Annotated in this window: 24 protein-coding genes; 10 read left to right on the forward strand and 14 right to left on the reverse strand. The window is 65.4% G+C overall.

Going from position 1 to position 25,431, the window contains the following annotated elements:
* Positions 1 to 87 precede the first annotated feature (87 nt).
* The 3 genes from GGR61_RS17200 (at position 88) to GGR61_RS17210 (ending at position 1,925) form a co-directional block, all read left to right on the forward strand.
* Positions 88 to 858, forward strand: coding sequence for an SDR family NAD(P)-dependent oxidoreductase (locus GGR61_RS17200; protein ID WP_184622898.1), 771 nt, complete (start codon positions 88 to 90; stop codon positions 856 to 858).
* 108 nt (positions 859 to 966) lie between these two features.
* Entirely contained in the window at positions 967 to 1,533 is a 567-nt protein-coding gene (yeiP, locus tag GGR61_RS17205) for an elongation factor P-like protein YeiP (protein WP_184408664.1), read from the forward strand.
* The gene (locus GGR61_RS17210; protein WP_184622900.1) at positions 1,533 to 1,925 is read left to right on the forward strand and encodes a hypothetical protein; all 393 of its coding nucleotides are present in this window, start codon (positions 1,533 to 1,535) and stop codon (positions 1,923 to 1,925) included. The genes yeiP and GGR61_RS17210 overlap by 1 nt, the downstream gene beginning before the upstream one ends.
* A gap of 623 nt (positions 1,926 to 2,548) precedes the next feature.
* Here GGR61_RS17210 and GGR61_RS17215 read toward each other — a convergent pair.
* The 3 genes from GGR61_RS17215 to GGR61_RS17225 are packed head-to-tail and all read right to left on the reverse strand — an operon-like array spanning position 2,549 to position 6,124.
* Positions 2,549 to 4,375 (reverse strand): DUF4105 domain-containing protein, encoded by a 1,827-nt coding sequence (locus GGR61_RS17215; RefSeq protein ID WP_184622902.1) that lies wholly within the window; start codon positions 4,373 to 4,375, stop codon positions 2,549 to 2,551.
* Positions 4,372 to 4,671: a DUF2388 domain-containing protein gene (locus GGR61_RS17220; protein WP_184408667.1), complete on the reverse strand. Its 300-nt coding sequence runs from the start codon at positions 4,669 to 4,671 to the stop codon at positions 4,372 to 4,374. The genes GGR61_RS17215 and GGR61_RS17220 overlap by 4 nt, the downstream gene beginning before the upstream one ends.
* Positions 4,672 to 4,705: 34 nt before the next feature.
* Entirely contained in the window at positions 4,706 to 6,124 is a 1,419-nt protein-coding gene (locus tag GGR61_RS17225) for an FAD-binding oxidoreductase (RefSeq protein ID WP_184622903.1), read from the reverse strand.
* Between the two features lie 208 nt (positions 6,125 to 6,332).
* Between GGR61_RS17225 and serA the strand changes: the two genes are divergently transcribed.
* Complete coding sequence (gene serA, locus GGR61_RS17230) at positions 6,333 to 7,574, forward strand: phosphoglycerate dehydrogenase (RefSeq protein WP_184622905.1); 1,242 nt, start codon at positions 6,333 to 6,335, stop codon at positions 7,572 to 7,574.
* A gap of 197 nt (positions 7,575 to 7,771) precedes the next feature.
* Here the strand turns inward: serA and GGR61_RS17235 are convergent, their stop codons facing one another.
* On the reverse strand, positions 7,772 to 8,047 hold the full coding sequence (locus GGR61_RS17235; RefSeq protein ID WP_184408670.1) for a hypothetical protein: 276 nt from the start codon (positions 8,045 to 8,047) through the stop codon (positions 7,772 to 7,774).
* A 112-nt stretch (positions 8,048 to 8,159) separates the two neighbouring features.
* Positions 8,160 to 8,711 carry an NUDIX hydrolase gene (locus GGR61_RS17240; protein ID WP_184622907.1) on the reverse strand — a complete coding sequence of 184 codons (552 nt, stop codon included), beginning with the start codon at positions 8,709 to 8,711 and terminating at the stop codon, positions 8,160 to 8,162.
* 177 nt (positions 8,712 to 8,888) lie between these two features.
* On the opposite strand from GGR61_RS17240, the gene GGR61_RS17245 reads away from it, so the two are divergent.
* The 6 genes from GGR61_RS17245 to GGR61_RS17270 all read left to right on the forward strand — a co-directional run bounded on the left by GGR61_RS17245 (position 8,889) and on the right by GGR61_RS17270 (position 16,065).
* Entirely contained in the window at positions 8,889 to 10,361 is a 1,473-nt protein-coding gene (locus GGR61_RS17245; protein ID WP_184408672.1) for an amino acid permease, read from the forward strand.
* A gap of 74 nt (positions 10,362 to 10,435) precedes the next feature.
* Positions 10,436 to 11,866: an amino acid permease gene (locus tag GGR61_RS17250; protein WP_184408673.1), complete on the forward strand. Its 1,431-nt coding sequence runs from the start codon at positions 10,436 to 10,438 to the stop codon at positions 11,864 to 11,866.
* A gap of 689 nt (positions 11,867 to 12,555) precedes the next feature.
* A complete protein-coding gene (locus GGR61_RS17255; RefSeq protein WP_184622909.1) occupies positions 12,556 to 13,209 on the forward strand; it encodes a methylthioribulose 1-phosphate dehydratase in 654 nt (217 codons plus the stop codon).
* Between the two features lie 35 nt (positions 13,210 to 13,244).
* Entirely contained in the window at positions 13,245 to 13,811 is a 567-nt protein-coding gene (locus GGR61_RS17260; protein ID WP_184408960.1) for an acireductone dioxygenase, read from the forward strand.
* Positions 13,812 to 13,813: 2 nt separating this feature from the next.
* Complete coding sequence (mtnC, locus tag GGR61_RS17265; protein WP_184622911.1) at positions 13,814 to 14,512, forward strand: acireductone synthase; 699 nt, start codon at positions 13,814 to 13,816, stop codon at positions 14,510 to 14,512.
* Between the two features lie 521 nt (positions 14,513 to 15,033).
* Positions 15,034 to 16,065 carry a C13 family peptidase gene (locus GGR61_RS17270; protein WP_184622912.1) on the forward strand — a complete coding sequence of 344 codons (1,032 nt, stop codon included), beginning with the start codon at positions 15,034 to 15,036 and terminating at the stop codon, positions 16,063 to 16,065.
* A gap of 319 nt (positions 16,066 to 16,384) precedes the next feature.
* Here the strand turns inward: GGR61_RS17270 and GGR61_RS17275 are convergent, their stop codons facing one another.
* The 9 genes from GGR61_RS17275 to hisG all read right to left on the reverse strand — a co-directional run bounded on the left by GGR61_RS17275 (position 16,385) and on the right by hisG (position 25,422).
* A complete protein-coding gene (locus GGR61_RS17275; protein ID WP_184622914.1) occupies positions 16,385 to 17,971 on the reverse strand; it encodes a calcineurin-like phosphoesterase family protein in 1,587 nt (528 codons plus the stop codon).
* A gap of 325 nt (positions 17,972 to 18,296) precedes the next feature.
* Entirely contained in the window at positions 18,297 to 18,917 is a 621-nt protein-coding gene (hisIE, locus tag GGR61_RS17280) for a bifunctional phosphoribosyl-AMP cyclohydrolase/phosphoribosyl-ATP diphosphatase HisIE (protein WP_184622916.1), read from the reverse strand.
* A complete protein-coding gene (hisF, locus tag GGR61_RS17285) occupies positions 18,907 to 19,683 on the reverse strand; it encodes an imidazole glycerol phosphate synthase subunit HisF (RefSeq protein ID WP_184408965.1) in 777 nt (258 codons plus the stop codon). Before hisF ends, hisIE begins: the two co-directional genes overlap by 11 nt.
* Entirely contained in the window at positions 19,677 to 20,411 is a 735-nt protein-coding gene (hisA, locus tag GGR61_RS17290; protein ID WP_184622918.1) for a 1-(5-phosphoribosyl)-5-[(5-phosphoribosylamino)methylideneamino]imidazole-4-carboxamide isomerase, read from the reverse strand. The genes hisF and hisA overlap by 7 nt, the downstream gene beginning before the upstream one ends.
* The gene (hisH, locus tag GGR61_RS17295; RefSeq protein ID WP_184408967.1) at positions 20,408 to 21,010 is read right to left on the reverse strand and encodes an imidazole glycerol phosphate synthase subunit HisH; all 603 of its coding nucleotides are present in this window, start codon (positions 21,008 to 21,010) and stop codon (positions 20,408 to 20,410) included. The genes hisA and hisH overlap by 4 nt, the downstream gene beginning before the upstream one ends.
* Positions 21,007 to 22,134, reverse strand: coding sequence for a bifunctional histidinol-phosphatase/imidazoleglycerol-phosphate dehydratase HisB (gene hisB / locus GGR61_RS17300; protein ID WP_184408968.1), 1,128 nt, complete (start codon positions 22,132 to 22,134; stop codon positions 21,007 to 21,009). Before hisB ends, hisH begins: the two co-directional genes overlap by 4 nt.
* Positions 22,131 to 23,219 carry a histidinol-phosphate transaminase gene (hisC, locus tag GGR61_RS17305; RefSeq protein WP_184622919.1) on the reverse strand — a complete coding sequence of 363 codons (1,089 nt, stop codon included), beginning with the start codon at positions 23,217 to 23,219 and terminating at the stop codon, positions 22,131 to 22,133. Before hisC ends, hisB begins: the two co-directional genes overlap by 4 nt.
* Positions 23,216 to 24,511: a histidinol dehydrogenase gene (hisD, locus tag GGR61_RS17310; RefSeq protein WP_184622921.1), complete on the reverse strand. Its 1,296-nt coding sequence runs from the start codon at positions 24,509 to 24,511 to the stop codon at positions 23,216 to 23,218. The genes hisC and hisD overlap by 4 nt, the downstream gene beginning before the upstream one ends.
* The gene (gene hisG, locus GGR61_RS17315; protein ID WP_184622923.1) at positions 24,508 to 25,422 is read right to left on the reverse strand and encodes an ATP phosphoribosyltransferase; all 915 of its coding nucleotides are present in this window, start codon (positions 25,420 to 25,422) and stop codon (positions 24,508 to 24,510) included. Before hisG ends, hisD begins: the two co-directional genes overlap by 4 nt.
* Positions 25,423 to 25,431: the final 9 nt, after the last annotated feature.

Here is a 25,431-nt window from a genome sequence, read left to right on the forward strand (position 1 = left end):
ACGCTTGGGCTAGAATTGCTGGCTGCGTCGTCGACCGTTCGCCCGCCGGCCTCCACCGGCCTCCAATGTTTTCTGAGGAACCACCGCATGCAGCCATCTTCTGTCCGCGCCATCGTCACCGGCGGCGTTTCCGGCCTGGGCCTGGCCGTGGCGCAGCGCATCGTGGCCGACGGCGGCAAGGTCGCGTTGTTCGACGTCAACGCCGACAAGGCCGATGCGGCGCTGGCGCTGCTCGGTGCCGGCAACGCGCATTACGTCACCACCGATGTCACCGACGAGGCACAGGTCGCGGCCAACGTGGCGCAGGCCGCGCAGGCGCTGGGCGGACTCAACCTGGTGGTGAATTGCGCCGGCATTCTTGGCGCCGGCCGGGTGCTGGGCAAGGACGCACCGATGCCGCTGACGACGTTCCGCACCACCGTGCTGGTCAACCTGGTCGGCAGCTTCAATGTCGCCAAGGCCGCGGCCGATGTGATGCAGCACAACGCCGCCGGCGACGATGGCGAGCGCGGGGTGATCATCAACACCGCCTCGGTTGCCGCCTATGAAGGCCAGATCGGCCAGGCCGCCTATGCCGCCAGCAAGGGCGGCGTAGTCGGCATGACCTTGCCGATGGCACGCGAACTGGCACGTTTCGGCATCCGCGTGATGACGATCGCACCGGGCGTGTTCTGGACCCCGATGGTCGATGGCATGTCCGAGGCGGTGCAGCAATCGCTGGCTGCGGCGATCCCGTTCCCCTCGCGTCTTGGCCAACCCGACGAATACGCCGACACCGTCGCTTTCATCCTGCGCAATCGCTATCTCAACGGCGAAGTGATTCGCCTGGACGGCGCCGTGCGGTTGGCGCCCAAGTAGCCGGGATTGGTGAGTCGGGATTGGGGATTCGCAACGGCAACCGCCGCCTGCAACCCAGCCGCACTTGCCAATCCCAAATCCCCAATCCCCAATCTCCGACTTACACCCATGAAAGCTAACGACATCAAGAAAGGCAACGTCGTCGAATACAACGGCGGCATTTACCAGATCCGCGACATCGAGCGCAGCTCGCCGCAGGGCCGCGGCGGCAATGTGCGCTTCCGCTTCATCATGTACAGCGTGCCGGGCGGTGTGAAAACCGACGCCAGCTTCGATGCCGACGACAACCTGCCGGAAGTGGAACTGCTGCGTCGCCTGTCCACGTTCTCGTACAAGGATGGCGAGGCGTTCGTGTTCATGGACGACGAAGATTTCACGCCCTACACGTTGGACGCCGATGTGATCGGCACCGATGCCGGGTACATCACCGACGGGTTGACCGGTCTCTACGTGCAGGTGATCGACGACCAGCCGGTGGCGGTGCAGTTGCCGCAGACGGTGACGCTGGAAGTGGTCGAGACGCCGCCGGAACTCAAGGGCGGCACCGCCACCAAGCGTCCCAAACCGGCCAAGCTCAACACCGGCATGGAAATCATGGTGCCCGAGTACATCACCAACGGTGAGCGCGTGCTGGTCAACACCACCACCGGCGAATTCGCAGGCCGCGCCGACTGATGCACAAGCTGGCCGTTGTGCTGACGCTGGGGGTGCTGGCCGCCTGTAGTGCGGAACCGGCCCCGGCACCGACATCCATGGCGAAGCCCGCGCCGGTGGCCTGCACCGACGCCAAGGTGGACGACGAATGGATGCAACATCCGCCCGGCCTGTGCGGCATGCCGGAGGATGTGCGCACGCTGGTGGATGACTACGACACCTGCGAGCACTTCGCTGGCGAGGAGCCGTACGACGCCGACCGGCGCCATGAGATCGAAGTGGCGATCGCACAGTTCTGTACGCCGGCACCGGCGCGGCTTGCAAAGCTGATGCAGCAGTACCGCAACGATGCGCATGTCAGCCAGTGGTTGCGCAAGTACGCCAAGCAGGCGGCCCTGGAACCCACCGGTTGAGGCATCCCGGCGGATGCGATGGCTGGTAGCTGGTGCCTGGCCGGGCACTGAGAACCGACAGCAGCCGGCTACCGCGCACCGGGGCTCCTCGCCGGGTGCCTGGATGGAGGTCATCGTCCTGCGCAGAGCATCGGAAGTGACGGCTGCCGACTGTCTTGTCTCGGGAGACGCCCGCGCAGGGCGCCGAATGCGACAACGGGGCGTGGTGAATGCTGGCCTGTCGTGCCCTCACCCCAGCCCCTCTCCCGCAAGCGGGAGAGGGGCTCTGCATCTTCGATCTACGGCACTTCTCCTGCATGCAGAAGACGAATTATTGCGCAGTTGTTTCACTTCCTTTCCCCCGCAAGCGGGAGAGGGGCTCTGCGTCTTCGATCTACAGCGCTTCTCCTGCATGCAGAAGATGAATTATTGCGCAGTTGTTTCACTTCCTTTCCCCCGCAAGCGGGAGAGGGCTCTGCGCATTCGATCACGTCCCTTCCCCGCGTGCGGGGGAAGCTGCCCGCAGGGCGGATGGGGGCGATCGACGGCCGTTGACCGCGGCAATGACCGTGCCGACGAGAGAGGCTCGGCACCGCCTGTCCATCCGCGTGTTATTGCGCCCGCGAGGGGGTGCGCAGGTCCAGCTACAGGTTGTCGGCGGCCGCACTACTGCGCGCAAGCACTCGCAGCCGGGCCTGCAGCTGCACGATATTGGCCTCGCCTTGTTCCAACCCGGCGCGCACCTCAGCCGGCAATTGCTGCCGCCCCAGCGCCTGCAGCTGTTTCCAGCCATCGACCAGCACGCGGCTTTCCTGCGCCACGCGCGCAGTCACTTGCCGCTGCTCGTCCGGTTGCGGCAGTCCGTAACCGGAGGTGCCCAATAACGTCGCAGGATGGGTGAGCTGCGCCTGCCGCGCGAACAGCGATTGCAGCTGTCCCTGCACCGATTCACGCTCGGCCACGCCGGGTCGCAGCAAGCGCTTGAGCGCATCGCGTGCCAGCAATTCCTGCCTTCGCAACGCGGCTTGTTCCAGCAACAGCGCCGCTGCGGTCTCGCGCAAACCGCCTTGGCCTAACCACCGCGCACGCGCATCCGGGCGCGCATCCAGCCATTGCTCCACGCTTGCCTGCGCCACCGGCATGCTGCGCCGGATTACCTCGAACATGCTTTGGTAATGCGCAGCTGCGGATTCGAAGTAATAGCCTTGACGGATCGCTTGCACCGGATCGTCCAGCACCTGCATGTCGGCGATGCCGGCGCGCTGCAGCCGGTGGCGCACGCCGCGCGGCGTGATCGACGACAGCCCGGCGGCGGCCAGCCGTGGCACGCCATCGTGCAACAGCTTGTAGGTCTCCACCGCGCAGTTGTTGCCGACGAAGTAATAGCGCCCGTCGTAACTCCAATGCACCTGTGCGGCGCGTGCGAGCAACGCGGCGATCTCCTCCGGCGTTAATCTCAGCGGCACCGAGGACAGCGCGCGCAACTCCACCTTGGTGTATTCGTCGACGACCTGGGTCAACGGCAGCACGAACAGACGCGAGGGATAGGAGCCGGTCAGCCCACGCCAGCTGGAAATCTGTACGTCGCCGACAAAGGCGCGGAACGACAGCACACGGTGATACTGCAGATCCAGGCGGCAATCGGGGCCGGGTGCGCGGCCGGGCGCGCAGATCACCAGCCGCAACATGCTGTGGCCCCAGCGGCTCATCGGCTGCGCGTTGCCCTCGGCCAGCAGATAGTCCACCGCGTACACACGCGATGGATCCAGCGCCAGCAGCGACATCGCGCCGGCATCGTTGTCGGCCTGCAGATACGGCAGCGTGTTCGCACATGGCGTGGCCTCGCGCGGCGCGCCGAGCTGCTCGGCAAACCACGCCGCAAGCGCCGGGCGCCGGCAGCCGTAATCGGGATCCAGCACGTAATGTTCGAGGTTGACCGCGACGAATTCGGCCGGGCTGCGCCGTTCGTAGTCGTCGGGGCTGCGGTCGCTGAACTGGTTCGCACCGCGTCCGATCCGCCAGGGACGCACCTGCCAGCCGGCAAGATCGCGCAGGCGTGGATCCCGCGACAATCCACCCTGCGGCCCACGATCGAGCACATGCGCCAGCTCGTGCACCACTGCCGCCATTGCCGCACGCGTGGCAGGCGCACCGGGATCGCTGCGGGCAACCGCCGGCTGCGCGCTCCATGCCTGCAGCAATGCACGATCGAGCAGGATCCGATGGCCGATCGCACGGCCATGCACATGCGTGGGCAGATCGCTACGCCATTGCAGCTGGATCGGAACGCCGAGGCGCTGCGCCCAGCCTGGTGGCAGGCGCTGTGCGACCTGTTCGACCAAGGCGTGCGTGGCATCGCGTTGCGCCGGATCCAGGCCTGGCGCGGCTACCTCAACCTGCAGTTCGGCGTGCGCTGCCGGTGCGATCGCTGCGGCCAGCCACAGCCACCCGCACCGGCGGCGCGCACTCACTGGGCCAGGATGGACTGAGCCAGTTGCAGGTCGCTGGACAACCGCGCCGCATCGCTACGGCTGCGCAGCTGCAGCAGCGCCGCTTCCAGGCGCGCGCCACGGATGGCGCCATCGCTGGCGACGAAGCCGGCCGCGTCTTCGCGTGCATCGGCCACCACCTTGTCGTCGCCGGAACTGCTGCCGGAGGAATCGGACGAACCGGCCGAGGAGGCACCCGCCGACGTACCGGCCAGACTGGATGCGAACGCTGCCAGCGGCAGCATCGTCAAAGCGCAAAACACCAGGGAGCGCATCATCGTCATATCGATTCCATGTGAAGGTGCAGAAAGACTAACCGGCACGCGTGGCGTCGGGCGCGTCGCCCATCTCGAACAGCTTGCCGGGATTCAGCAAAAGCTGAGGGTCGAGCACACGTTTGATGCCGCGCATCAAGGCGATTTCCTTGGCAGAGCGCGTGCTCCACAAATAGCCCTTCTTGACCAGACCGATGCCGTGTTCGGCGGAAATGCTGCCGTCGAAACGTTGCAACGCCTGCGCCAGCAACTTGGTGACCTGATCGCAGGCCGCAACGAAATCGGCCTGCGTGGTGCCATCGGGCTTGAGCACGTTGATATGCAGATTGCCATCGCCGATATGGCCGAACCACACCACATCGAACTGCGGATAGGCGTCGTGCAACAACGCCTGGGTTTCGGCCAGAAATGCCGGCATTGCCGAGATGCGCACCGACACATCGTTTTTGTACGGCGTATAGCGCGCCAACGCTTCGGTGATGCCTTCGCGCAGGCGCCACAGTTGCGCCGCCTGCGCATCGCTCTGGCTGATCACCCCATCGCTGACCCAGCCGTGCTCCATGCAGGTCTCGAACGCCGCCATCGCGGCCGCCTCCTGCGCTTCGTCGCCGGCGGCGAATTCGGTGACCACGTAGTACGGATGGACCTCGGCAAACGGAGCCTGTGCGCCATGCGCCAGCACGTGTTCCAGCGCGCGGTCGGTGAAGAATTCGAACGCTTCCAGGCGCAGCTGCGCGCGGAAGGCGGCGAACACCTGCATCAACACCTCGAACGAGGGCAGCGCCAGCAGCATCACGTTGCTGGGCGGCGGCGGGTCGGTCAGGCGCAGCGTGGCTTCGACCACGATGCCGAGGGTGCCTTCGGAGCCGATCATCAGATGGCGGAAATCGTAGCCGCTGGAGTTTTTCACCAAGGCATTGTTGAGCTCGAGCAACTCGCCACCGCCGGTGACCACCTTCAGGCCAGCCACCCATTCGCGGGTATTGCCGTAGCGGATCACGCGGATGCCGCCGGCATTGGTGGCGATATTGCCGCCGATCGAACACGAGCCACGCGCGGCGAAATCCACCGGGTAGACCAGCCCATGCTCGCGCGCGGCGTTGTGCACCGCTTCCAGCGGCATGCCGGCCTGCACTGTTAGCGTGCGGTCGACCGCGTTGAACTCCAGCGGCTTGTTCAAACGCTCCAGGCTCAGCACCAGCTCGCCATTGGCCGCCACTGCGCCGCCGGACAACCCGGTGCGCCCGCCCGACGGCACCACCGCCACACCTTGCGCATTTGCCCAGCGCACCACGGCCTGCACTTCGTCCACCGAACCGGGCAAGGCGATCGCGAGTGGATTCGGCGTCCAGCGCCGCGTCCAGTCGCGGCCGTAATGCTCCAGGTCGGCCGGCTCGGTTTTCAGACGCAATGCCGGCACAGCCTGTTGCAACGAGAGAATGCGGGAATCGGTCATGGCACGCGGCGCTGCAGTAGGAACCGCACAGCGTGCCAGCGCGCGCCAGCCTCGTCCAGTTGCGCCGCATACCGCCGACACGGCGTTGGATTCAGCTGAAACCGTTGCGCCGCAAGGACTTTGCCTGCGCAAACACTGCGTTGCAGCCGCCCAATCGCGCACCCCATCTGGCATAGTTGCCGACCCGATTGCTGCAGTGCGCTCCCCCATGTCGCCGAAGAGAACCTCGTTTCCCAAGCAGGACATCCGCGTCCTGTTGCTGGAAGGCATCAGCCAGACCGCCGTGGATGTGCTGCGCGCCGCCGGTTATTCGCAGATCGAACTGCACGCCAAATCCTTGCCCGAGGAGGAACTCAAGGCACGCATCGCCGAAGCACATATCGTCGGCATCCGCTCGCGCACCCAACTGAGTGCCGAGGTGCTGGCGCATGCCAAGCGTCTGATCGCCATTGGCTGCTTCTGCATCGGCACCAACCAGGTCGATCTGGATGCGGCCGAGCTGGCCGGCATTCCGGTGTTCAACGCGCCCTACTCCAATACCCGCAGCGTGGCCGAACTGGTCATCGCCGAGGCGATTTTGCTGTTGCGCGGCATCCCGCAGAAGAACGCCGAATGCCACCGCGGCGGCTGGTCCAAGTCGGCCGCCGGCAGCCACGAAACGCGCGGCAAGGTGCTGGGCATCGTCGGCTACGGGCATATCGGCACCCAGGTCGGTGTGCTGGCCGAATCCTTGGGCATGCAGGTGATCTTCCACGACATCGAAACCAAGCTGTCGCTGGGCAACGCACGCGCAGCGATCGATCTGGACGACCTGCTGGCACGTTCGGACGTGGTGACCCTGCATGTACCGGAGACCCCGTCGACCAAGGACATGATCGGCGCGGCGGAGATCGCGCGCATGAAACACGGCGCGCATCTGATCAACGCCTCGCGCGGCACGGTGATCGACATCGATGCGCTGGATGCGGCGCTGAGCTCCGGCCAGATCGGCGGCGCGGCAGTGGATGTGTTCCCGATCGAGCCCAAGGGCAACGGCGATGCGTTCGAGTCCCCGTTGATTGCGCACGACAACGTGATCCTGACCCCGCACGTGGGCGGCAGCACGTTGGAAGCGCAGGACAACATCGGCATCGAAGTGGCCGCCAAGCTGGTGCGCTACAGCGACAACGGCAGCACCTTGTCGGCGGTGAATTTCCCCGAAGTCACCCTGCCCGAACATCCCGACAGCCTGCGGCTGCTGCATATCCATCGCAACGTGCCGGGCGTGCTGTCGCAGATCAACGAACTGTTCTCGCGCCACAACCTCAATATCGACGGCCAGTTCCTGCGCACCGACCCCAAAGTGGGCTATGTGGTCATCGATGTCAGCGCCAGTGAGGAGCTGGCGGGCGTGTTGAAGGACGAGTTGGGTCAGATCACCGGCACCTTGCGGACGCGGGTTCTCTACTGACGGGGATTAGGGATTAGGAATTCGGAATTTGGGACTGGGAAGAGCGGCGGCGCTGGCGAGTCCTTTCTCTGACCGCTATCTGGCCTGGATCGATTGCGGTGGCGCAGACGCGAATGCGCTGAATGCCAAAACAAGCGCGCAACAGCGGATCAGGCGACGTACGCTCTTGCGAATCCCAAATCCCGAATCCCAGCCCCTCAGGGCTGCAACTCGCCGCGCACCCCCTCGCTCAACAGATAGTCGTCGGCCTTCAAATACCACCGCTCCGGGCCGGTGGTGACCGCCTCCATGTACAGGCCGTCGCCGTCCTCGCGCGGCGGGCGCTGCAGACTGACGATCGCCACGCCATGCGGCGGCCCGCTCAACGCCAGCAGCGCCCGTTGCACGGTACGCGCCAGTTCGGCCGACTCCATCCGGTCGTCGACCGGGCGGAACGCCAGGCGGTAAGTGAACGAAGCAGCGATGCGGGACATGGGCGTGGACAGACAACGGGCGCCCAAGGGTACCCAATCCCGCCATGCCCGCCCAGCCAACGGACGCTCGGCGCCCGCGCAAGCCGGTCCGGCAACGCCCGTCGCCGGCGCATCAGCTGCCGCCGTGCGCCACCCACTTCTCGGCCATGCGCCGCATCGACGGATCCAGCTCCGGCTCGGTCAGCAGCTCCGCGATCGGGTGCCAGGCCAGGGCCAGCGATTCTTCGCTGACCTGGAAGGTCTCGTCGGCGCCGGCGACCACCACGTAGCGGGCGTCGTAATGCCAGTGCCCGGCCACCTCGGCACGGGCCGGGATCCAGTGCCGGTCCAGATCGAACAACAGGCCGTCGGCCAGGGTCAGCCCGGTGAGGCCGGATTCCTCCTGCGCTTCGCGCAAGGCCACCTGGGCCAGATCGCGGTCGCCATCGGCGTGGCCGCCCAACTGCAACCAGCGCTGCAACTTGCGGTGATGCGTCAGTAGCGTGCGGCTGCCGTCGGCGCTGACCACCCAGGCCGAGCCGGTGAAATGACCTTCGACACGCTCGCGCACGAATGGATCGGTGGCATCGTCCAGCAGCTGCATGAACTGGTCGGCCACCTCGGCCTCGTCCGGCCAGCGGGCGCGGTAGGCAGCCAGTTGCTGCCGCAGGGTTGCATCCACCATCTGTCGTTCCCGGTTGCGCATGGATCAGCGACCATTATCGCCATTCATGCTGCGTACGTGCTTGTCGTGAGCGTGTAGCTTTGGCAAGGTAGGCCGCTTGCCTGTCCCATCGGGACGCGGCGCACCACCTTCGCCCAGGCGCGCGCGCCTTAGCTCTGCCACTTAGGGATGTACCGAATGCTGAAGTCTCTGTTGAGGGTCAAACCGATCGAGCCCGCTGGACATGTGGATGCGGGCGAACCCGTCGAAGGCAGCCTGCAAGGCGAAGCGACGCTGCAACGGACCCTCACCGCCAAGCACCTGATCATGCTCGGCATCGGCGCGGTGATCGGCGCAGGCATTTTCGTCCTGACCGGCCAGGCCGCTGCCAACCACGCAGGGCCGGCAGTCATGCTGTCGTTCGTGTTTGCGGGCATCGCCTGCGCGTTCGCCGGCCTGTGCTATGCCGAGTTCGCCGCGATGATGCCGGTCTCCGGCAGCGCTTACTCGTATTCGTACGCCACCCTCGGCGAGGGCATCGCCTGGTTCATCGGCTGGTGCCTGGTACTGGAGTACCTGTTTGCCGGCTCCAGTGTCGCCGTCGGTTGGTCCGCCTACCTGATCAGCTTCGTGACCGGTACGCTCGGGCTGCCGTTCCCGGCAGAACTGGCGGGCGCGCCCCTGGCCTGGGACGGCCATGGCTTTGTCAGCTCCGGCAATATCGTCAACCTGCCGGCCGTATTGATCGTCGGTGCGGTGAGCATGCTGTGCTATGTGGGCGTGACCCAATCGGCGTTCGCCAACGCGATCGTGGTGGCGATCAAGGTGGTAGTGATCTGTCTGTTCGTCGGCTTCGGCATTTCGTATATCGACCCGGCCAACTGGCACCCCTTCATCCCGGAAAACACCGGGCCGGGCCAGTTCGGCTGGGACGGGATTTTCCGTGCAGCGTCCATCGTGTTCTTCTCCTATATCGGCTTCGACGCGGTCTCCACCTCCGCCGGCGAGACCAAGGACCCGCAGAAGAACATGCCGATCGGCATCCTGGTGTCGCTGGCGATCTGCACCGTCATCTACATCATCGTCTGTGCGGTGTTGACCGGCCTGCTGCCCTACACCCAGCTGGGCACCGCAAAGCCGGTGGCCACCGCGCTGGAAGCGCATCCGCAACTGACCTGGCTCAAGACCGCGGTGGAGATCGGTGCGATCGCCGGCCTGTCCTCGGTGGTGTTGGTGATGCTGATGGCGCAGCCGCGCATCTTCTACACCATGGCCAAGGATGGGTTGATGCCCAAACTGTTCGGCAAGGTCCACCCGAAGTTCCACACCCCCTATGTCGGCACGCTCTTCGTCGGCGTGGTCGCAGCGCTGCTGGCTGGGGTGATTCCGTTGAACGTGCTGGGCGAACTGGTGTCGATGGGCACCCTGCTCGCCTTTGCGACCGTCTGCGCCGGGGTGATGGTGCTGCGTTTCACCAAGCCGGATCTGCCACGGCCGTTCCGGGTGCCGCTGGCGATGGTGATCTGCCCGCTCGGCGCGGTGGCCTGCCTGTTCCTGTTCTTCCAGGCCTTCCAGGAGCACTGGAAAGTGTTCGTGGGCTGGACCGTGATCGGTCTGTTTATCTATTTCGGCTACGGCATCCACAATAGCCGGCTTGCCAAGAAAGCCTGATTCTCCTCAAGACCGGCGTGCGCGCCGGTCTTCTCGTTCAACGATCGCGCGCAGCGCCAAGCCGGAACCGCTCCATGTTCAAACAACTCTGGGCCACCAAACACCCGCACGCCAGCCATGAGGCGGCCGACGGGCTGGGCCTGCAACGCGCGCTCGGTCCCTGGGGGCTGACCGCCCTGGGCATCGGCGCGGTGATCGGCGGCGGCATCTTCGTCATCACCGGCCAGGCAGCGGCCGACCATGCCGGCCCGGCCATCATGCTGTCGTTCGTGCTGGCAGCGGTGTGCTGCGCGTTCTGCGCGATGGCCTACGCCGAATTCGCCGCGATGGTGCCGGTGTCCGGCAGCGCCTACACCTACACCTACGCCACCTTCGGCGAACTGGCGGCCTGGTTCATCGGCTGGATGCTGGTGCTCGAATACGGCGTCTCTGCCTCGGCGGTGGCGGTCAGCTGGACCGGTTATTTCCTCAGCCTGCTGGAACATTTCGACATCCATCTGCCAGCCGCGCTGGTCAGTGCGCCGCTGGACGGCAAGCTGCAGCCCACCGGTGCGATCGCCAACCTGCCCGCCGCCGGCATCGTGCTGCTGCTGACCTGGCTGTGCTATGTGGGCATCCGCAAGTCGTCTGCGATGAACATGGCGATGGTGATCCTCAAGACCGGGCTGATCATTCTGGTGATCGCGGTGGGCTGGAAGTATGTGGATACCGCCAACTGGCATCCCTTCATCCCGGCCAACGAAGGTCCGGGCAAGTACGGCATGGAAGGCGTGCTGCGCGGCGCGGCGATGGTGTTCTTCGCCTATATCGGCTTTGAGGCGGTGTCGGTGGCGGCGCAGGAATCGCACCGCCCGCAACGCGATCTGCCGATCGGCATGATCCTGTCGCTGGTCATCTGCACCGTGCTCTACATCGCCATGGCCGCGGTGATGACCGGCCTGGTGCCCTACACCTTGCTCGGCACCGACGAGCCGGTGGTGACCGCGGTGGCCGCGCATCCGCAATTGGCCTGGCTGCGCGTGATCGTGGAAGTCGGCGCGTTGATCGGGTTGTCGTCGGTGGTGCTGGTGATGATCATCGGGCAGCCACGCATCTTTATGATCATCGCGCGCGATGGTCTGCTGCCTTCGATCTTCACCCGCATTCATCCCAAGTACCGTACCCCCCACATCAATACCGTCATCACCGGCATCGGCATTGCCTTGCTGGCGGCGGTGTTCCCGCTGGATGTGCTGGGCGAGTTGACCTCGATGGGTACGCTGATCGCGTTTGCGGCGGTGTGCGCCGGCGTGCTGATCCTGCGCCGCACCCACCCCGAACTGCCGCGTCCGTTCCGCATGCCGGCGGCCTGGCTGATCTGCAGCGCCGGCGTATTGAGCTGCCTGGCCCTGCTGTCGGCGATGACGCTGCACAACTGGATGTTGATGGGGGTGTGGACGCTGGTCGGGCTGGTGGTCTATTTCGGCTACGGCTACCGCCACAGCCGCCTGCGCGACGGTCGCTGAGCACGCGCGCGGGCCAGGAGCCGCTGACAACACGACTGCGCGCCGGTCTATGGCAGATCAGCTCTTCCGCTGCAGGGCCCCGATCTGCGGCTTGGTTGCAGGGCCCTTGGCCCGCCCACCATCGCGGGACAGGCCGCAAGTACGTCTCCGTAGGCTCTTAAGCGGCATCCATGCCGCGTAAGGTCCCGCGACGGTGGGCGGGAAGGACCAGTCAACATGGTCGGTGTGCGCAGTTACAAGCAGGGCATGGCGTGCGTTGTTCAAATAACGTTGCGTCCGATCAATTCCCGGCGCTGGCCGAGCAACAGGCAGGCTTGCAACCTGCAAACGCTCGTCTGCCCGCCGTAAGCCGAGCAATAGGCCTTCAAGAAAGCAGCTGACCAACTGTCAGGCGCGGTGCCCTCGCCGCTTGCGGGACCGTGTGGCGGCATGGATGCCGCCACCGAGCCCCCAGGGAGGGGTTCACGGCGTGTCCCGCAAGCGGTGAGGGCACCGCGCCCCCGACCGACGAAGCGTTTCACCTGGGCCTCTGACTGCATCCGACAAGAGCCGGCTAACAAAACATATTGCGTTCACTGCCTGACGCGCGCTCTTTATATTCTTTCAGCCATTCGCGACCCGGGCGTGGCAGCAACACACCCTGCTACGCTGCACCTGACCATGATCCGTTGGGGCAGTAGAATAGGTGCATGAATGCGACCACCGCCCCCCTGCCCTATAGCGCCGACCGTCTGCACGAGCTGGCGCACTTGCTGATCGGCAATATCCGCGAGCTGGCCCAGGCCGGCTGGACGCCTGCCACCAGCAGCAATTTCTCCCATCGCCTGGACGAACAGCACGCCGCGATCACCGTCTCCGGCCGCGACAAGGGCCGCCTGGTCGAAGAAGACATCATGGTGGTGGACTTCGATGGCCAGGCCGTCGGCCGCCCGCTGCGCCCGTCCGCCGAAACCCTGCTGCATACCCAGCTGTATCGCCGGTTTCCGGAGATCGGCTGCGTGCTGCATACGCATTCGCCGGTGCAGACGATTGCTTCCCGCCTGTATGCAGGCAGCGGCGTGATCCGTCTGGAAGGCTACGAACTGCTCAAGGCCTTCGAAGGCAATACCACCCACGAAACCGCAGTGGACGTGCCGGTGTTCGCCAACACCCAGGACATGCAGGTGCTGGCCGCGCAGGTCGACGCCTTGCTGGACAAACAGAGCATGTGGGGGTATCTCATCGAAGGACACGGCCTGTATGCCTGGGGCCGCAACATGGCCGAGGCACGTCGCCACCTGGAGGCCTTCGAATTCGTGCTGCATTGCGAACTCGAACTATTGAAACTGCGCGGCCAGCGCTGAGTGTCGTCCGTCCCCCATTCGTGAGCCAGACCGCCATGAGCCGACTGCGTATCTTTGCCGACACCAACCCGACCACCCCGGAATTCGACAGCCGCGACGGCGATGCCATCGCCGCCGAGCTGGTCAAGATCGGCGTCACCTTCGAGCGCTGGCATGCCAGCCAGCCGGTCGAACCCGGCGCCACGCCCGAACAGGTGATGGCCGCCTACCGCGCCGATATCGACCGCATCAGTAGCGAACGCGGCTTCAAGACCGTGGACGTGGTGAGCATCGCCCCGGATAACCCCAAGCGCGAAGAAATGCGCGCCAAGTTCCTGGACGAGCATTTCCACAAGGAAGACGAAGTACGCTTCTTCGTCGCCGGCTCGGGCCTGTTCACGCTGCACGTGGACGCCAAGGTCTACGAGATCGAGTGCGTCAAGGACGACCTGATCGCGGTGCCCGACGGCACCTTGCACTGGTTCGACATGGGGCCGGAGCCGCATTTTGTGGCGATCCGTTTCTTCACCGAGCCGGACGGCTGGGTCGGACATTTCACCGGCACCGAAATCGCCAAACAATTCCCCCGCTACGCCCCCGAGACACCTCACAAGGCCAGCTGACGATGACACGACCGCAAGCGATCCTCACCGATATCGAAGGTACGACCAGCAGCATCTCATTCGTCAAGGACGTGCTGTTTCCGTATGCACGCCGTGCCATGCCCGCCTACGTGCGCGAGCACGGCAACCACCCGCAGGTGCGTCACTGGCTCAACCAGGTGGCCGACGAGATCGGCGAGGACGTGCCGGACGAGGTGCTGATCAGCACGCTGCAGACCTGGATCGACGAGGACCGCAAGCACACCGCACTCAAGGCCTTGCAAGGGCTGATCTGGGGCGACGGCTACAAGACCGCCGACTTCACCGCGCACATCTATGCCGATGCGGCGATCCAGCTGCAGGCCTGGCACGCCCAGGGCATTCCGCTGTACGTGTATTCGTCCGGCTCGGTGCCGGCGCAGAAGCTGTTCTTCGCACATAGCGATGCGGGCGATCTGAGCGGCTTGATCACCGACTGGTTCGATACCGAGGTCGGCCCCAAGCGCGAGAGCGCCAGTTATCGCCGCATTGTCGAACGCATCGGCGTGCCTGCAACGGAGATCCTGTTCTTGTCGGACGTGATCGAAGAACTGGATGCCGCCAAACGCACAGGCATGCGCACCGCACTGCTGGATCGCCGCGAAGACTATCCAACGCCGCGCTCGGCCGAGGACGTGGGCAACCACCAGCGCGTGGAAAGTTTTTCGCAGCTGGTGTTTTGAGCCGGCAGTTGCGGTGAGACACCGGCTGCCGCGGTGCGGTGGCCGGTGAGGTTGCAAGAACCGCGTGTGTCATGTGTTGGACGTAAGACCTGCAGGCCCTTGGACCGACGCTTCATGTAGCGGATGGCCCCTATGCGACGAGCGACTGCAGTCGCATGAGGGCACATCCTGCAAGCAGCGCAGCGGTGTCCACGCCACTGAAGCGAGCGCGCCTGGCGCACACGGTTTCCCAGCGTATGCATGAGTCAGTGGGTTAACTGGATCGCCAGTTCATGCATCTGCCAGCGGGTTGGAAGACGATACGCAGCGTCCTGCAGGTCCGGACCGTGCGTCCTGGTCTACGTAACGCACCGTCCCTGCCGGCGTGAGCAGTCGGCTTATCTGCCAGAGGGCAACTGCAGTCGCGTGATGGCAAGCCTTGATCGGCCGCTCCACACATTCCCATTCCACGCATCATCGAGGCACCGGCGTTGTCCCCATCGCTCCACTCACGCTTTGCGTCGCATGCGTTGATACGCCGGATGCTGGTGCTGCTCGCCATGGTCTTGCTGGTTGCCGGCTGTCATCCCGATGCGGGCGCGGCGTTGCCGGCGCAGAACGCCGATGACGCAGCGCAGGTGGACCCGGTCGACCAGGCCGCACTGAAGAACGCGCTGGCCGCCGTGCAGCCGCAGCGCCCCGGCGTCACCGATCTGTATGTGGTCGGCTTTGCCGGCGATGCCGGCGACGACGTGTTTCGCAACGAAACGCTGTACCTCAAGCAATTGTTCGAACAGCGCTTCGATGCGCGCGGCCGCGTGGTCACACTGGTCAACAACCCGGACAATCTGGGCGAGCAGCCGTACGCACCGCTGGCGACTTACGACAATCTCTACGACACGCTCGCTGCGATCGGCAAGCGCATGGATCGCAAGGAAGATGCGCTGCTGCTGTTCGTCACCACCCACGGCACCGAAGACCACACGCTGTACGTGCAGGTGGATCAGAACGAAGAGGATTTCATCAGCCCGCAGGATCTGCGCAAGGCGCTGGACGATGCCGGCATCGACAACCGCATCATCGTGCTGTCGGCCTGCTATTCGGGCGGCTTCATTCCGGCGCTGCGCTCGCCGGACACGCTGATCCTGACTGCGGCACGTGCCGATCGACCATCGTTCGGCTGCGGCAACACCTCCAACGCGACCTACTTCGGCCAGGCCTGGCTGATCGATGCGATGAACCAGAGCGACGACCCGTTGGCCGCGTTCGACATCGCAAAGACCGCGATCACCGCGCGCGAAAAGCAGGACGGCGAATTACCGTCGTTACCGCAGCAATCGCTGGGCAAACGCATCGCGCCGGTGCTGGCGCGCTGGCGTGCCGGGCTGCGCGCAGGGCCGGCGGTTGCCTACCCGTATCCGCCGCTGGAGGTTGCTCCGCAAGCCGGGCAGGAGCTCGATCAAGACGCCGATCCTGATCCGAAGTCACTGGATAGCCCAACCAACTCCAAGGTGCCTGACGCTGCCATCACGCCGCGCAAATCGTCACCGGCCCCTGCACCATCGACACGATGATCGCTGTAACGCGCTGAGACTAATTCTCATTTCGTCAGCGCTTGTGCGGCCTCGCTACACTCGCCCGGCCAGCCAGCTCACGCCAGCCAGCATCGATCCCCGCCAGCGCGCCATCGCCTGCCAGCCCGGATCCCAAAACGCCTCCCTCGTGGAGGCGTTTGCGTTTGCGTCAATCGTCTTCTGCATCGCATCCGAGGCCGACAAGGCAGCCAAGCCGGCGGCCCGACACGCAAGGCCGCTTGGACACGCCACGCGGCCACCCCATGTGCGGTGCAGTGGTTGTTTCAGTGGAACCAAGCGCCAACCGCGCGCGTCTGCATCAAGGATCTGCACGCTGCAGGCGATACGCGGTGCGTGCGCTGTATTGCCCGGTCGGCAGGGTCGCGCGCACTTCCAGGCTGTGCTCGCCCACCGCCAGGTTGGTCGGCAACGCGCTACGCCACAGATGCGTGGACGGCGTGGCCTCGGGCGAGCGGTCGTAACCGCGCAGTTGCTCTGCCGCATCGTCGCGCATGTTCTCGGCCAACACACGCGGGTCGGCACGCTCCACCCGCTTCATCGGCTGCCAGGCGCCATTGTCGATACGCAGCTCGACAATGGTGTCGTCCTGGCCCATGAAGACATTGGCGTAGATGCCCCACGCCGCATAGGCGCCCTGGCGCAGCACCTTGGGCGCCTGCAGCAGCAATTGCGCGTCGTCGGCCGCGCGTGCGGCGTGGTACGCCAGCCTGTAGTCGCCACTGTGCGCGGCCTGCAGCACCGCGTAACCGTTGGGGGTGCCGTCGCTCATCGTGGCGGTGGGAATGCCGTCGGCGTCCTTGGCACCCGACCAGAACGCGCCGCAAGCCGCGCCCACGTTGTATTCGTGCAACGGGCGTGCGCCGTGCCAGCCTTCGTCGGCGCCGTGATACACCTGTCGCTGGGTGTGACTGTGTCCGCTGAGCACCAGCACATGCGGAAAATCCTTCAGCAGTGCAAACAAGCGGCTGCGATCGGTATGCCGGAAGGTCTCCTGCCCCGGGGCCGCATCGAACAACGGGATATGCATGCCCAGCACCAGCAGGCGTTCGCGCGGCAACTGCGCCAGATACGCTTGCAGAAACACGAACTGATCCTCACGCAGGCCGCCGACATAGGCCGGCTTGCCGCCTGGCGTGTAGATCACATCGTCCAGAAACACGAAGCTGGCGTTGGCTTCTTCCACCGCATAGGTGTCCGGGCCGTAGACCGCGCGCCAGCTGTCGAGCGAATGCGCATCGTCGCCGGCATCGAAATTCAGATCGTGGTTGCCGGGCACATGGAACCACGGCACGCCCAGCTGCGTAGTGACCTTGTTCAAGGCCGGATACAGGCTCAGGTCGTCGCTGACGATATCGCCCAGCGTGGTGCCCAGCGTTGCCGAGGTCTTGCCGACGATCGGCGCGACGATGTCGCGCTGGTAGTAACCCACGTCGACGAGGCTGGCGGTCTGACTGTCGGCGAACACCAGCATCTGGAAGCCGTCGGCGGCAGCACCTGCGCGCGGCGTCAGTGCGAAATCCCAGTTGTGCGTATTGCGCCCGGTGGCGGCGATGCCGGGGTACTTGCGCTTGGCCGAGCCGTTGGGCGCGTAGTGACGCCAGAACCCCGGCAGTTCGTCGGCGGTTGGCACAAAGCTGCGGTCGCCCGGTTTGATCACGAACACCGTCTGCCCGTCGCGTACCGGCAAGCGGTAGCGGCCTTGCGCGTCGGTGCGCACCAGCTGCTCGCCGTTGGAGACGGTCACCTCGCCAATGCCTGGCTCATCGACGCCGCGCCCGGCGCGTCCGTCGCGCTCTTCGTAAACGATGCCATCGACGATGGCGTCGCGCGCGTGCGCCGTGCCTGCGACAAAGCCCAGAGTCAACAAAACGAAGCGGAGCTGCATGTAGTTTCCGGCACGAAGATCAGCGGAAATTGTACCTGCCGACGCCATGCACACGCTGCAGGACTGGACACCGGACGCGACAGACACAGCGCACCGGCAAATCATCCGAGCACGGCTGACACTTGCTGCGCGCATCGACAGGCGGACGCGGCCGATCCCTGGAATCGATCTGTCCCGCCCGTGCATCCCGCTGCTTACGCGCCGCCCGCCTCCACCTGACGCGTACGCACTGCTTTATTGGTCGCTCTCAAAAAGCGCCCGCTAGCGCGACGGAGCGTTGTCGATAACGCGTCGTCGCGCTAGACGGCTCGCCCAGCAAAGCGCGCTACGTGTGCCGCGACTCCAGCAACGCCACCGCATCAGTCAGACCCAGGCCGCGTGCGCGCAGCAGCACGATCAGGTGATACAGCAGATCGGCCGATTCGCCGAGCAACTCGGCATCGCCCTGCACCACGCCGGCCAATGCGGTTTCCACGCCCTCCTCGCCCACTTTCTGCGCGATGCGGCGGATGCCTTGTTCGAACAGTTTGGTGGTGTAGCTGCCGGGCGGCCGTTCTTGTTCGCGTGTGGCGATCAAGGCATCCAGGCTGCCGAGAAATTGGCCAGGCGCGGTCGGAAAACAACTGGTGCGACCAAGATGACAGGTCGGCCCGTGCGGGCGCGCCTGCACCAACAACGTGTCGGCATCGCAGTCGGCTTCGATCGAGACCACGCGCAGCACGTTGCCCGAGCTCTCGCCCTTGGTCCACAGGCGCTGCTTGCTACGGCTGAAGAAGGTGACGTCGCCGCGCTGCTGCGTAACGGCCAGGGCTTCGGCGTTCATGTACCCCAGCATCAGCACGCGCAGGTTGTCAGCGTCCTGCACGATGACCGGCAACAAGCCGTCGCCCTTGCTCCAGTCCAGCGCTGTCAGCGCGTCGTCGGTTGCCACGGTGTCACTGCCCATCACGCACCTCGATCTGTTGCGCACGCAAAAATTGCTTGAGTTCCGGAATCGGAATCGCGCCGCTGTGAAACACGCTGGCAGCCAAGGCGCCATCCACATCGGCCTGGTCGAACACATCGGCGAAGTGCTGCATCTCGCCTGCACCGCCGGAAGCGATCAACGGCACGCGACACAGCGCACGCACCTGGCGCAACTGCGCGATATCGTAGCCACGCCGTACGCCGTCGTTGTCCATGCAATTGAGTACGATCTCACCGGCGCCCAGGCGCTGCGCGTCGGCCACCCAATCCAGCGTGCGCATCGGCAACGCCTGGGTCTTGCTGGGGTCGCCGGTGTAGCGCCGCACCCGCCACTGGCCGTCTTCTTCGCGAATGGAATCGATGCCGACCACCACGCATTGCACACCGAATGCGTCGGCCAGTTCGGAAATCAACTGCGGGCGGCCGAGCGCCGGCGAGTTGATCGAAATCTTGTCGGCACCGGCGTGCAGCACCGCACGCGCCGTTTCGACATCGCGAATGCCACCGGCCACGCAGAACGGAATGTCGATCAACCGCGCCACACGCTCGACCCAGGTGTAGTCGACCGAGCGCCCTTCCGGGCTGGCGCCGATGTCGTAGAACACCAGTTCATCGGCACCTTGCGCGCGATAACGCAGCGCCAGTTCGACGATATCGCCCATGTCGATGTGGTCGCGGAACTTGACGCCCTTGACCACGCGCCCATCGCGCACGTCCAGGCACGGAATGATGCGACGGCTCAACATGCCAATGCGTCCTTGAGATCCAGATGACCTTCGAGCAAGGCCTTGCCCAGCACGATGCCGGCGCAGCCCGATGCCTTGGCCGCGGCAACGTCGGCAAGATTGCGCGCGCCGCCGGAGACCTGTACCTGCAACTGCGGCGTGAGTGCGCGCAAATGCGCGTACAGGTGCATATTCGGCCCGGACAGCATGCCATCGCGTGCGATGTCGGTGCACAGCAGATGTTGCAGCCCGGCCTGCGCATAGCGCACCGCCAATTGGTCCAGGGTGGCTTCGGCCGCTTCGGTCCAGCCATGCACCGGCAATTGCCATACGCCGTCGGCGTCTTGGCGCGTGTCCAGCGCAATGGTCAGGCGATCCGCACCGAATTCCTGCAACCATGCCATGACGGTGTCGCTCTCACGCACCGCCAGCGAGCCGATCACCACGCGCGCCGCACCTGCGTCGAGGAGACGTGCCACATCTTCGCGCGAACGCACGCCGCCGCCGGTCTGCACCTGCAAGCCGGTGGCGCGCGCGATCGCGCCCAGCGTGCTGGCCAAGGTATAGCCACCGGCCTTGGCCGCATCCAGATCCACCAGATGCATCCACCGTGCGCCGGCATCGGCAAACGCCTGCGCACGCGGCAGCACATCGTCGCCATACTGGGTTTCGCGCGCGTAATCGCCCTGCAACAAGCGCACCACGCGGCCGTTGCGGAGATCCAGCGCCGGGTAGACGGTAAAACTCATGGGAAGCTCATCTCAAGAAAATTGCGCAGGATGCGGGCACCGGTCTCGGCAGAACGCTCGGGGTGGAACTGTGCACCGCAACGCAGGCCTTGCTGCACCACTGCAGTGAACAAGCCGCCGTGATCGCAGGCGGCCACCGTGTCCGGCGTGACTGGCGCGGCGTACCCATGGACGAAATAGGCACTGGCGCGCTCGGGCAGGCCAGCCAGCAATGCCGATTCACGCATCGGCACCAATTGGTTCCAGCCCATATGCGGCACGCGGATGCCCAGCGCCGGCGTCATGTGGCGCACCACGCCCGGCAACAGGCCAAGACAGTCCACATCGCCTTCTTCGGAGCGCTCGAACAGCAGCTGCATGCCCAGGCAGATGCCGATCAACGGCACCTGCAACTGGCGCAGCGGCTCGATCAACCCCTGGGCGCGCAGTCGCTTCATCGCTTCCGGCGCGGCGCCCACGCCGGGCAGGATCACCCGATCGGCACCCTGCAAGCCGGCCGCATCGCGCACCAGCCGTGCCTCGATGCCGAGCCGCTCCAACGCGTAGCGCACCGAGCCCAGGTTGGCGCCACCGGCGTCGATCAGCGCAAGGTCGGTCATAGCGCGCCCTTGGTCGACGGCAGCGCCGTGCCTTCGCGACGGATCGCCTGCCGCAAGGCGCGTGCAAGCGCCTTGAAGCACGCCTCGACCTTGTGGTGATCGTTCTCGCCACGCACGCTCAAATGCAGGTTTAAACCGGAGGCATCGCAGATGGAGCGGAAGAAATGCGGCACCAGCTCGGTCGGCATATCGCCCACGCGTTCGCGCTTGAACTCGCCATCGAACACAAAATAGGGCCGGCCACTGAAATCCAGCGCCGCGCTGGCAATGGTTTCGTCCATCGGCAGGGTAAACCCGTGTTGCGCGCCCTCGCCCGCCGCCAACCACGGGCTTTCGACCGGATCGAACCCGTAGCGGCCGATGCCACGCTTGTTGCCCAGGGCTTCGCGCAGTGCCTGGCCCAGCGCCAGGCCGGTGTCTTCGATGGTGTGGTGCTCATCGATATGCAGGTCGCCGTCGGCGCGGATATCCAGCGCAAAGCCGCCATGCTTACCAATCTGCTCCAGCATGTGATCGAAGAACGGCAGGCCGGTAGCGGTCTGCGGCTCGGCGACGCGATCCAGGTCCAGCTCGACGCGGATCTTGGTTTCTTTTGTATTGCGCTGGACCACCGCACGCCGCGGTGCATCGGCCAGTTCGTGCGCGATGCCCGGCCAATCCCATTCGCCGCCGAATTCGTCGGTACGTAGCTGGAAGCCGCGGATATTGAGATTCTGCGCAAACTGGATGTCGGTCAGGCGGTCGCCCACCATTGCCGAGCGCGCCCAGTCGATGTTGCGATCCTGCAGGTAAGGCACCATCAGGCCAACACCCGGCTTGCGCGTGGGCGCATTGTCGGCCGGCCAGCTGCAGTCGATCAGCACTTCGCGGAACTCGATGCCCTGGCTGGCGAAGATCTGCAGCATCAGGTTGTTGGGGCCATCGAAGGCGGCCCGCGGATAGCGCTCGCTGCCCAGACCGTCCTGATTGGTGACGATGACGAATTGATAGCCCGCATCGCGCAACTTGAGCATCGCCGGAATCACGTTGTCGACAAAGCGCAACTTTTCGTAGGCGTCGATCTGGTAATCGGCCGGCTCGGTGATCAGCGTACCGTCGCGGTCGACAAAAAGAATCGGGGTCATGCGGCCTCCTGCTTGCGCTGCAGCGCGCCGAGCACGCGTTGGTTCTGTTCGATCGTGCCCAGGGTGATGCGCAATGCATCGGACAGGCGCGGCACCGCGCGTTGATCGCGCACCACCACGCCGGCTTCCAGCAGCGCGTGAAATGCGGCTTCGGCGTCGTCGAAACGCACCAGCAGGAAGTTGCCTTGCGAGGGATACACCTGACGCACACCGGCCAGTTGTTCGAGCGCGGTGTGTAGGCGCTCACGCTCGCTGCGCACCTCGGCAATCCGCCGGCGCGTGACGTCCAGTGCTGGCGCAGACAATGCCTGCTCGGCCATCGCCGCGCACGGCGTGGGCACCGGATACGGGGCCTGGCAGCGCCGCAACAACGCGATCAATTCTGCATGCGCGATCAGGCTGCCGATACGTGCTGCGGCAAGCGCATGCGCTTTCGACAAGGTGCGCAGCACGGCAAGATTGTCGTAGCGGCCCAGCAGCGCAACGGCAGACGGCACATCCGAAAATTCGCCATAGGCTTCGTCGACAACCACCAGCGCCTTGCCCTGCAGTGCCTGCAATGCGACTTCGATGTCCTGCAACGAAATCGCCGACCCCGCCGGGTTGGACGGCGAGCACAGGAACACCAACTTCGCCTTCGAGGTCAGTGCCGCCTCGACGATGGCGGCGATATCTGCATGGAATCCATCACTGCCATCGACCAAGGGCACCTCGACCAACGGCGCATTCTGCAAGCGCGCGCACACCGCATACATGCCGAACACCGGCGGCGTCACCACCACCGCATCGCGCTCGGGCACGCACAGGCCGCGCACCAGCAGGTCGATCGCCTCGTCGCTGCCGCGCCCGATCAGCAGTTGCTCGGGCGCGCAGCCATACAACTCGGCCAACGCCACGCGCAGCCCTTTGGGTTGCGGATCGGGGTAGCGTCGCGTGCTGCCATTGGGATCGGCCGGGTTGCCCCAGGCCGATTCGTTGGCATTGAGCCAGACATCGCCCTGCAGCGCGCTGGTGCGTGCCGACGAATAGCCGGCAAACGCACGCAGGTCTTCGCGCACCAGTTCGAGAATCGAGGGTGTGCTCATGCCGCCACTCCCATGCGCAGCGCCACCGCATTGGCATGCGCATCCAGGCCTTCGGCGCGCGCAAGGATCAACGCGCACTCGCCGATGCCGGCGATACCGGCCTTGCTCGCCGCCTGCACGCTCACCATGTTCTGGAAGCTGGCCACGCTCACGCCGCTATACGCGCGCGCCGCGCCGCTGGTCGGTAACACGTGGTTGGTGCCGCTGCAATAATCGCCCAGTGCCTCGGGCGTATAGTCGCCGAGAAAGACCGAGCCGGCAGCTTCCACCTGGTTCAACCATGCGCGCGGTTCGCGCAGCGCCAGAATCAAGTGCTCGGGGGCATAACGATTGCTGATCGCAAATGCCTCGTCCAGCGATTGCACCTTGATCAGCCGCGATTGCGCCAGCGCCTGGCGCGCGATGTCGGCGCGCGAGAGTTGCGCCAGCTGGGCATTCAGTTCCACCTGCACTGCCGCGATCAGCGCATCGCTGTCGGACAACAGCAATACCTGCGAATCCGGGCCGTGCTCTGCCTGCGATAAAAGATCGGCAGCCACGAAAGCCGGCTGCGCGCCGGCATCGGCAATGACCAACACTTCGGACGGACCGGCCGGCATATCGATCGCTGCCGCGCCGGATTGCGCCACCTGCTGCTTGGCTTCGGTGACGTAGCTATTGCCCGGCCCGAACAACTTGTCGCAGCTCGGCACCGATTCGGTGCCATAGGCCATCGCGGCAATCGCCTGCGCACCGCCAAGCTTGAACACGCGACGCACGCCGGTGAGCTGCGCGGCCACCAGCACCGCTGGATCCACGCTGCCATCCTTGCGCGGCGGCGTGCACAGTACGACCTCGCGGCAGCCGGCCAAACGCGCGGGAACGCCGAGCATCAACGCAGTCGACGGCAACGGCGCGCTGCCGGCCGGTACGTACAGCCCCACCCGGCCGATCGGCCGCACGATCTTTTCGCAGACCACACCGGGCGCGGTTTCCACCGCATAGCCCTCGCTCATGCCGGCGCGGTGGAAGGTGTCGATGCGCGCGACGGCGTCCTGCATCGCCTGGCGCAGTTCCGGGGCCACGGCCGCTTCGGCGGCGGCGAATTCGGCCTCGCTCACTGCAAAAGTCTCCAGCGACACGCCATCGAAACGTGCGGTGATTTCGCGCAACGCCGCATCGCCACGGGCGCGCACATCGGCGATCAAGCTGGCGACCGCCTCGCGCGTCTGCGTGGCCACGGTCTGCGCCGGGCGGGTCAACGCCTGGCTGCGCGCAGCGGCGTCCAGTTGCGACCAATCGAGAATATTCATGCCAGCGAGCGCTCCACCGTCAACACCATCAAGCCTTGCGCACCTGCGCGTTCGAGTTCTTCCAGCCGTTGCCAGGTCACCGCGCCGTGGCACATGGTCTGCAATCGCAGCGCGCCGTTGCCATCGTCGGGCAGCTGCACCAGCGGGTCGGCATCGGGCAGCAGGCGGCGCAGCGCATCCACGTTGCCGTGTTCGGCGCGGAACATCAGCAGTTTGCTGTCGCGCAGCTTGAGCACCCCGTCCATGCGCCGCAGCAGCATCGCCAGCAGGCCGGCGCGCGCATCGGCCGGCTCGCGCACCGCGCCGGCCAGCACGGCTTCGCTTTCCATCACCAGTTCCACCGGCTTGAGCTGGTTGGCCGCCAACGTGGCGCCGCTGGAGACCAGATCGCAGATCAGATCGGCGGTGCCCAGGCGCGGTGCGATTTCCACCGAACCGGAGAGCTCCACCACCGCCGCGTCGATGCCCTGCCGTTCCAGCCAGTCGGCCAGGATCGCCGGATAGCTGGTGGCGATGCGCTTGCCCGCCAACTGCGCCACGCCCTGCCAGTCCCATTCTTCCGGCACTGCCAGCATCAGCCGGCACTGGCCGAAACCGACCCCGCGCACGGCGTGATACGCGGCCGGCAAGCCAGCGCGACGACGCGCCGATGCCTGCTCGTCCAGCTCGTTCTGGCCCACGATGCCCAGGTCGCAGACGCCATCGGCGATCAGGCCGGGGATGTCGTCGTCGCGCACCAGCAACAGGTCCACCGGCAGCGATTCGCCATAGCAGAACAATTTGTCGCGGCTCTGCCGCCAGCTCAGCCCGCAGGCAGCCAGCAAGCTACGCGCCGGTTCGGCCAGGCGGCCGTTTTTCTGGATGGCAATACGCAACCGGTCACGTGCCGGCGCTGCCGTGGAAGCACTCATCTTGTTCTC

Origin of the sequence: Xanthomonas sp. 3058, from assembly GCF_014199765.1 — a bacterium.
Taxonomy (GTDB): Bacteria; Pseudomonadota; Gammaproteobacteria; order Xanthomonadales; family Xanthomonadaceae; genus Xanthomonas; species Xanthomonas campestris_B.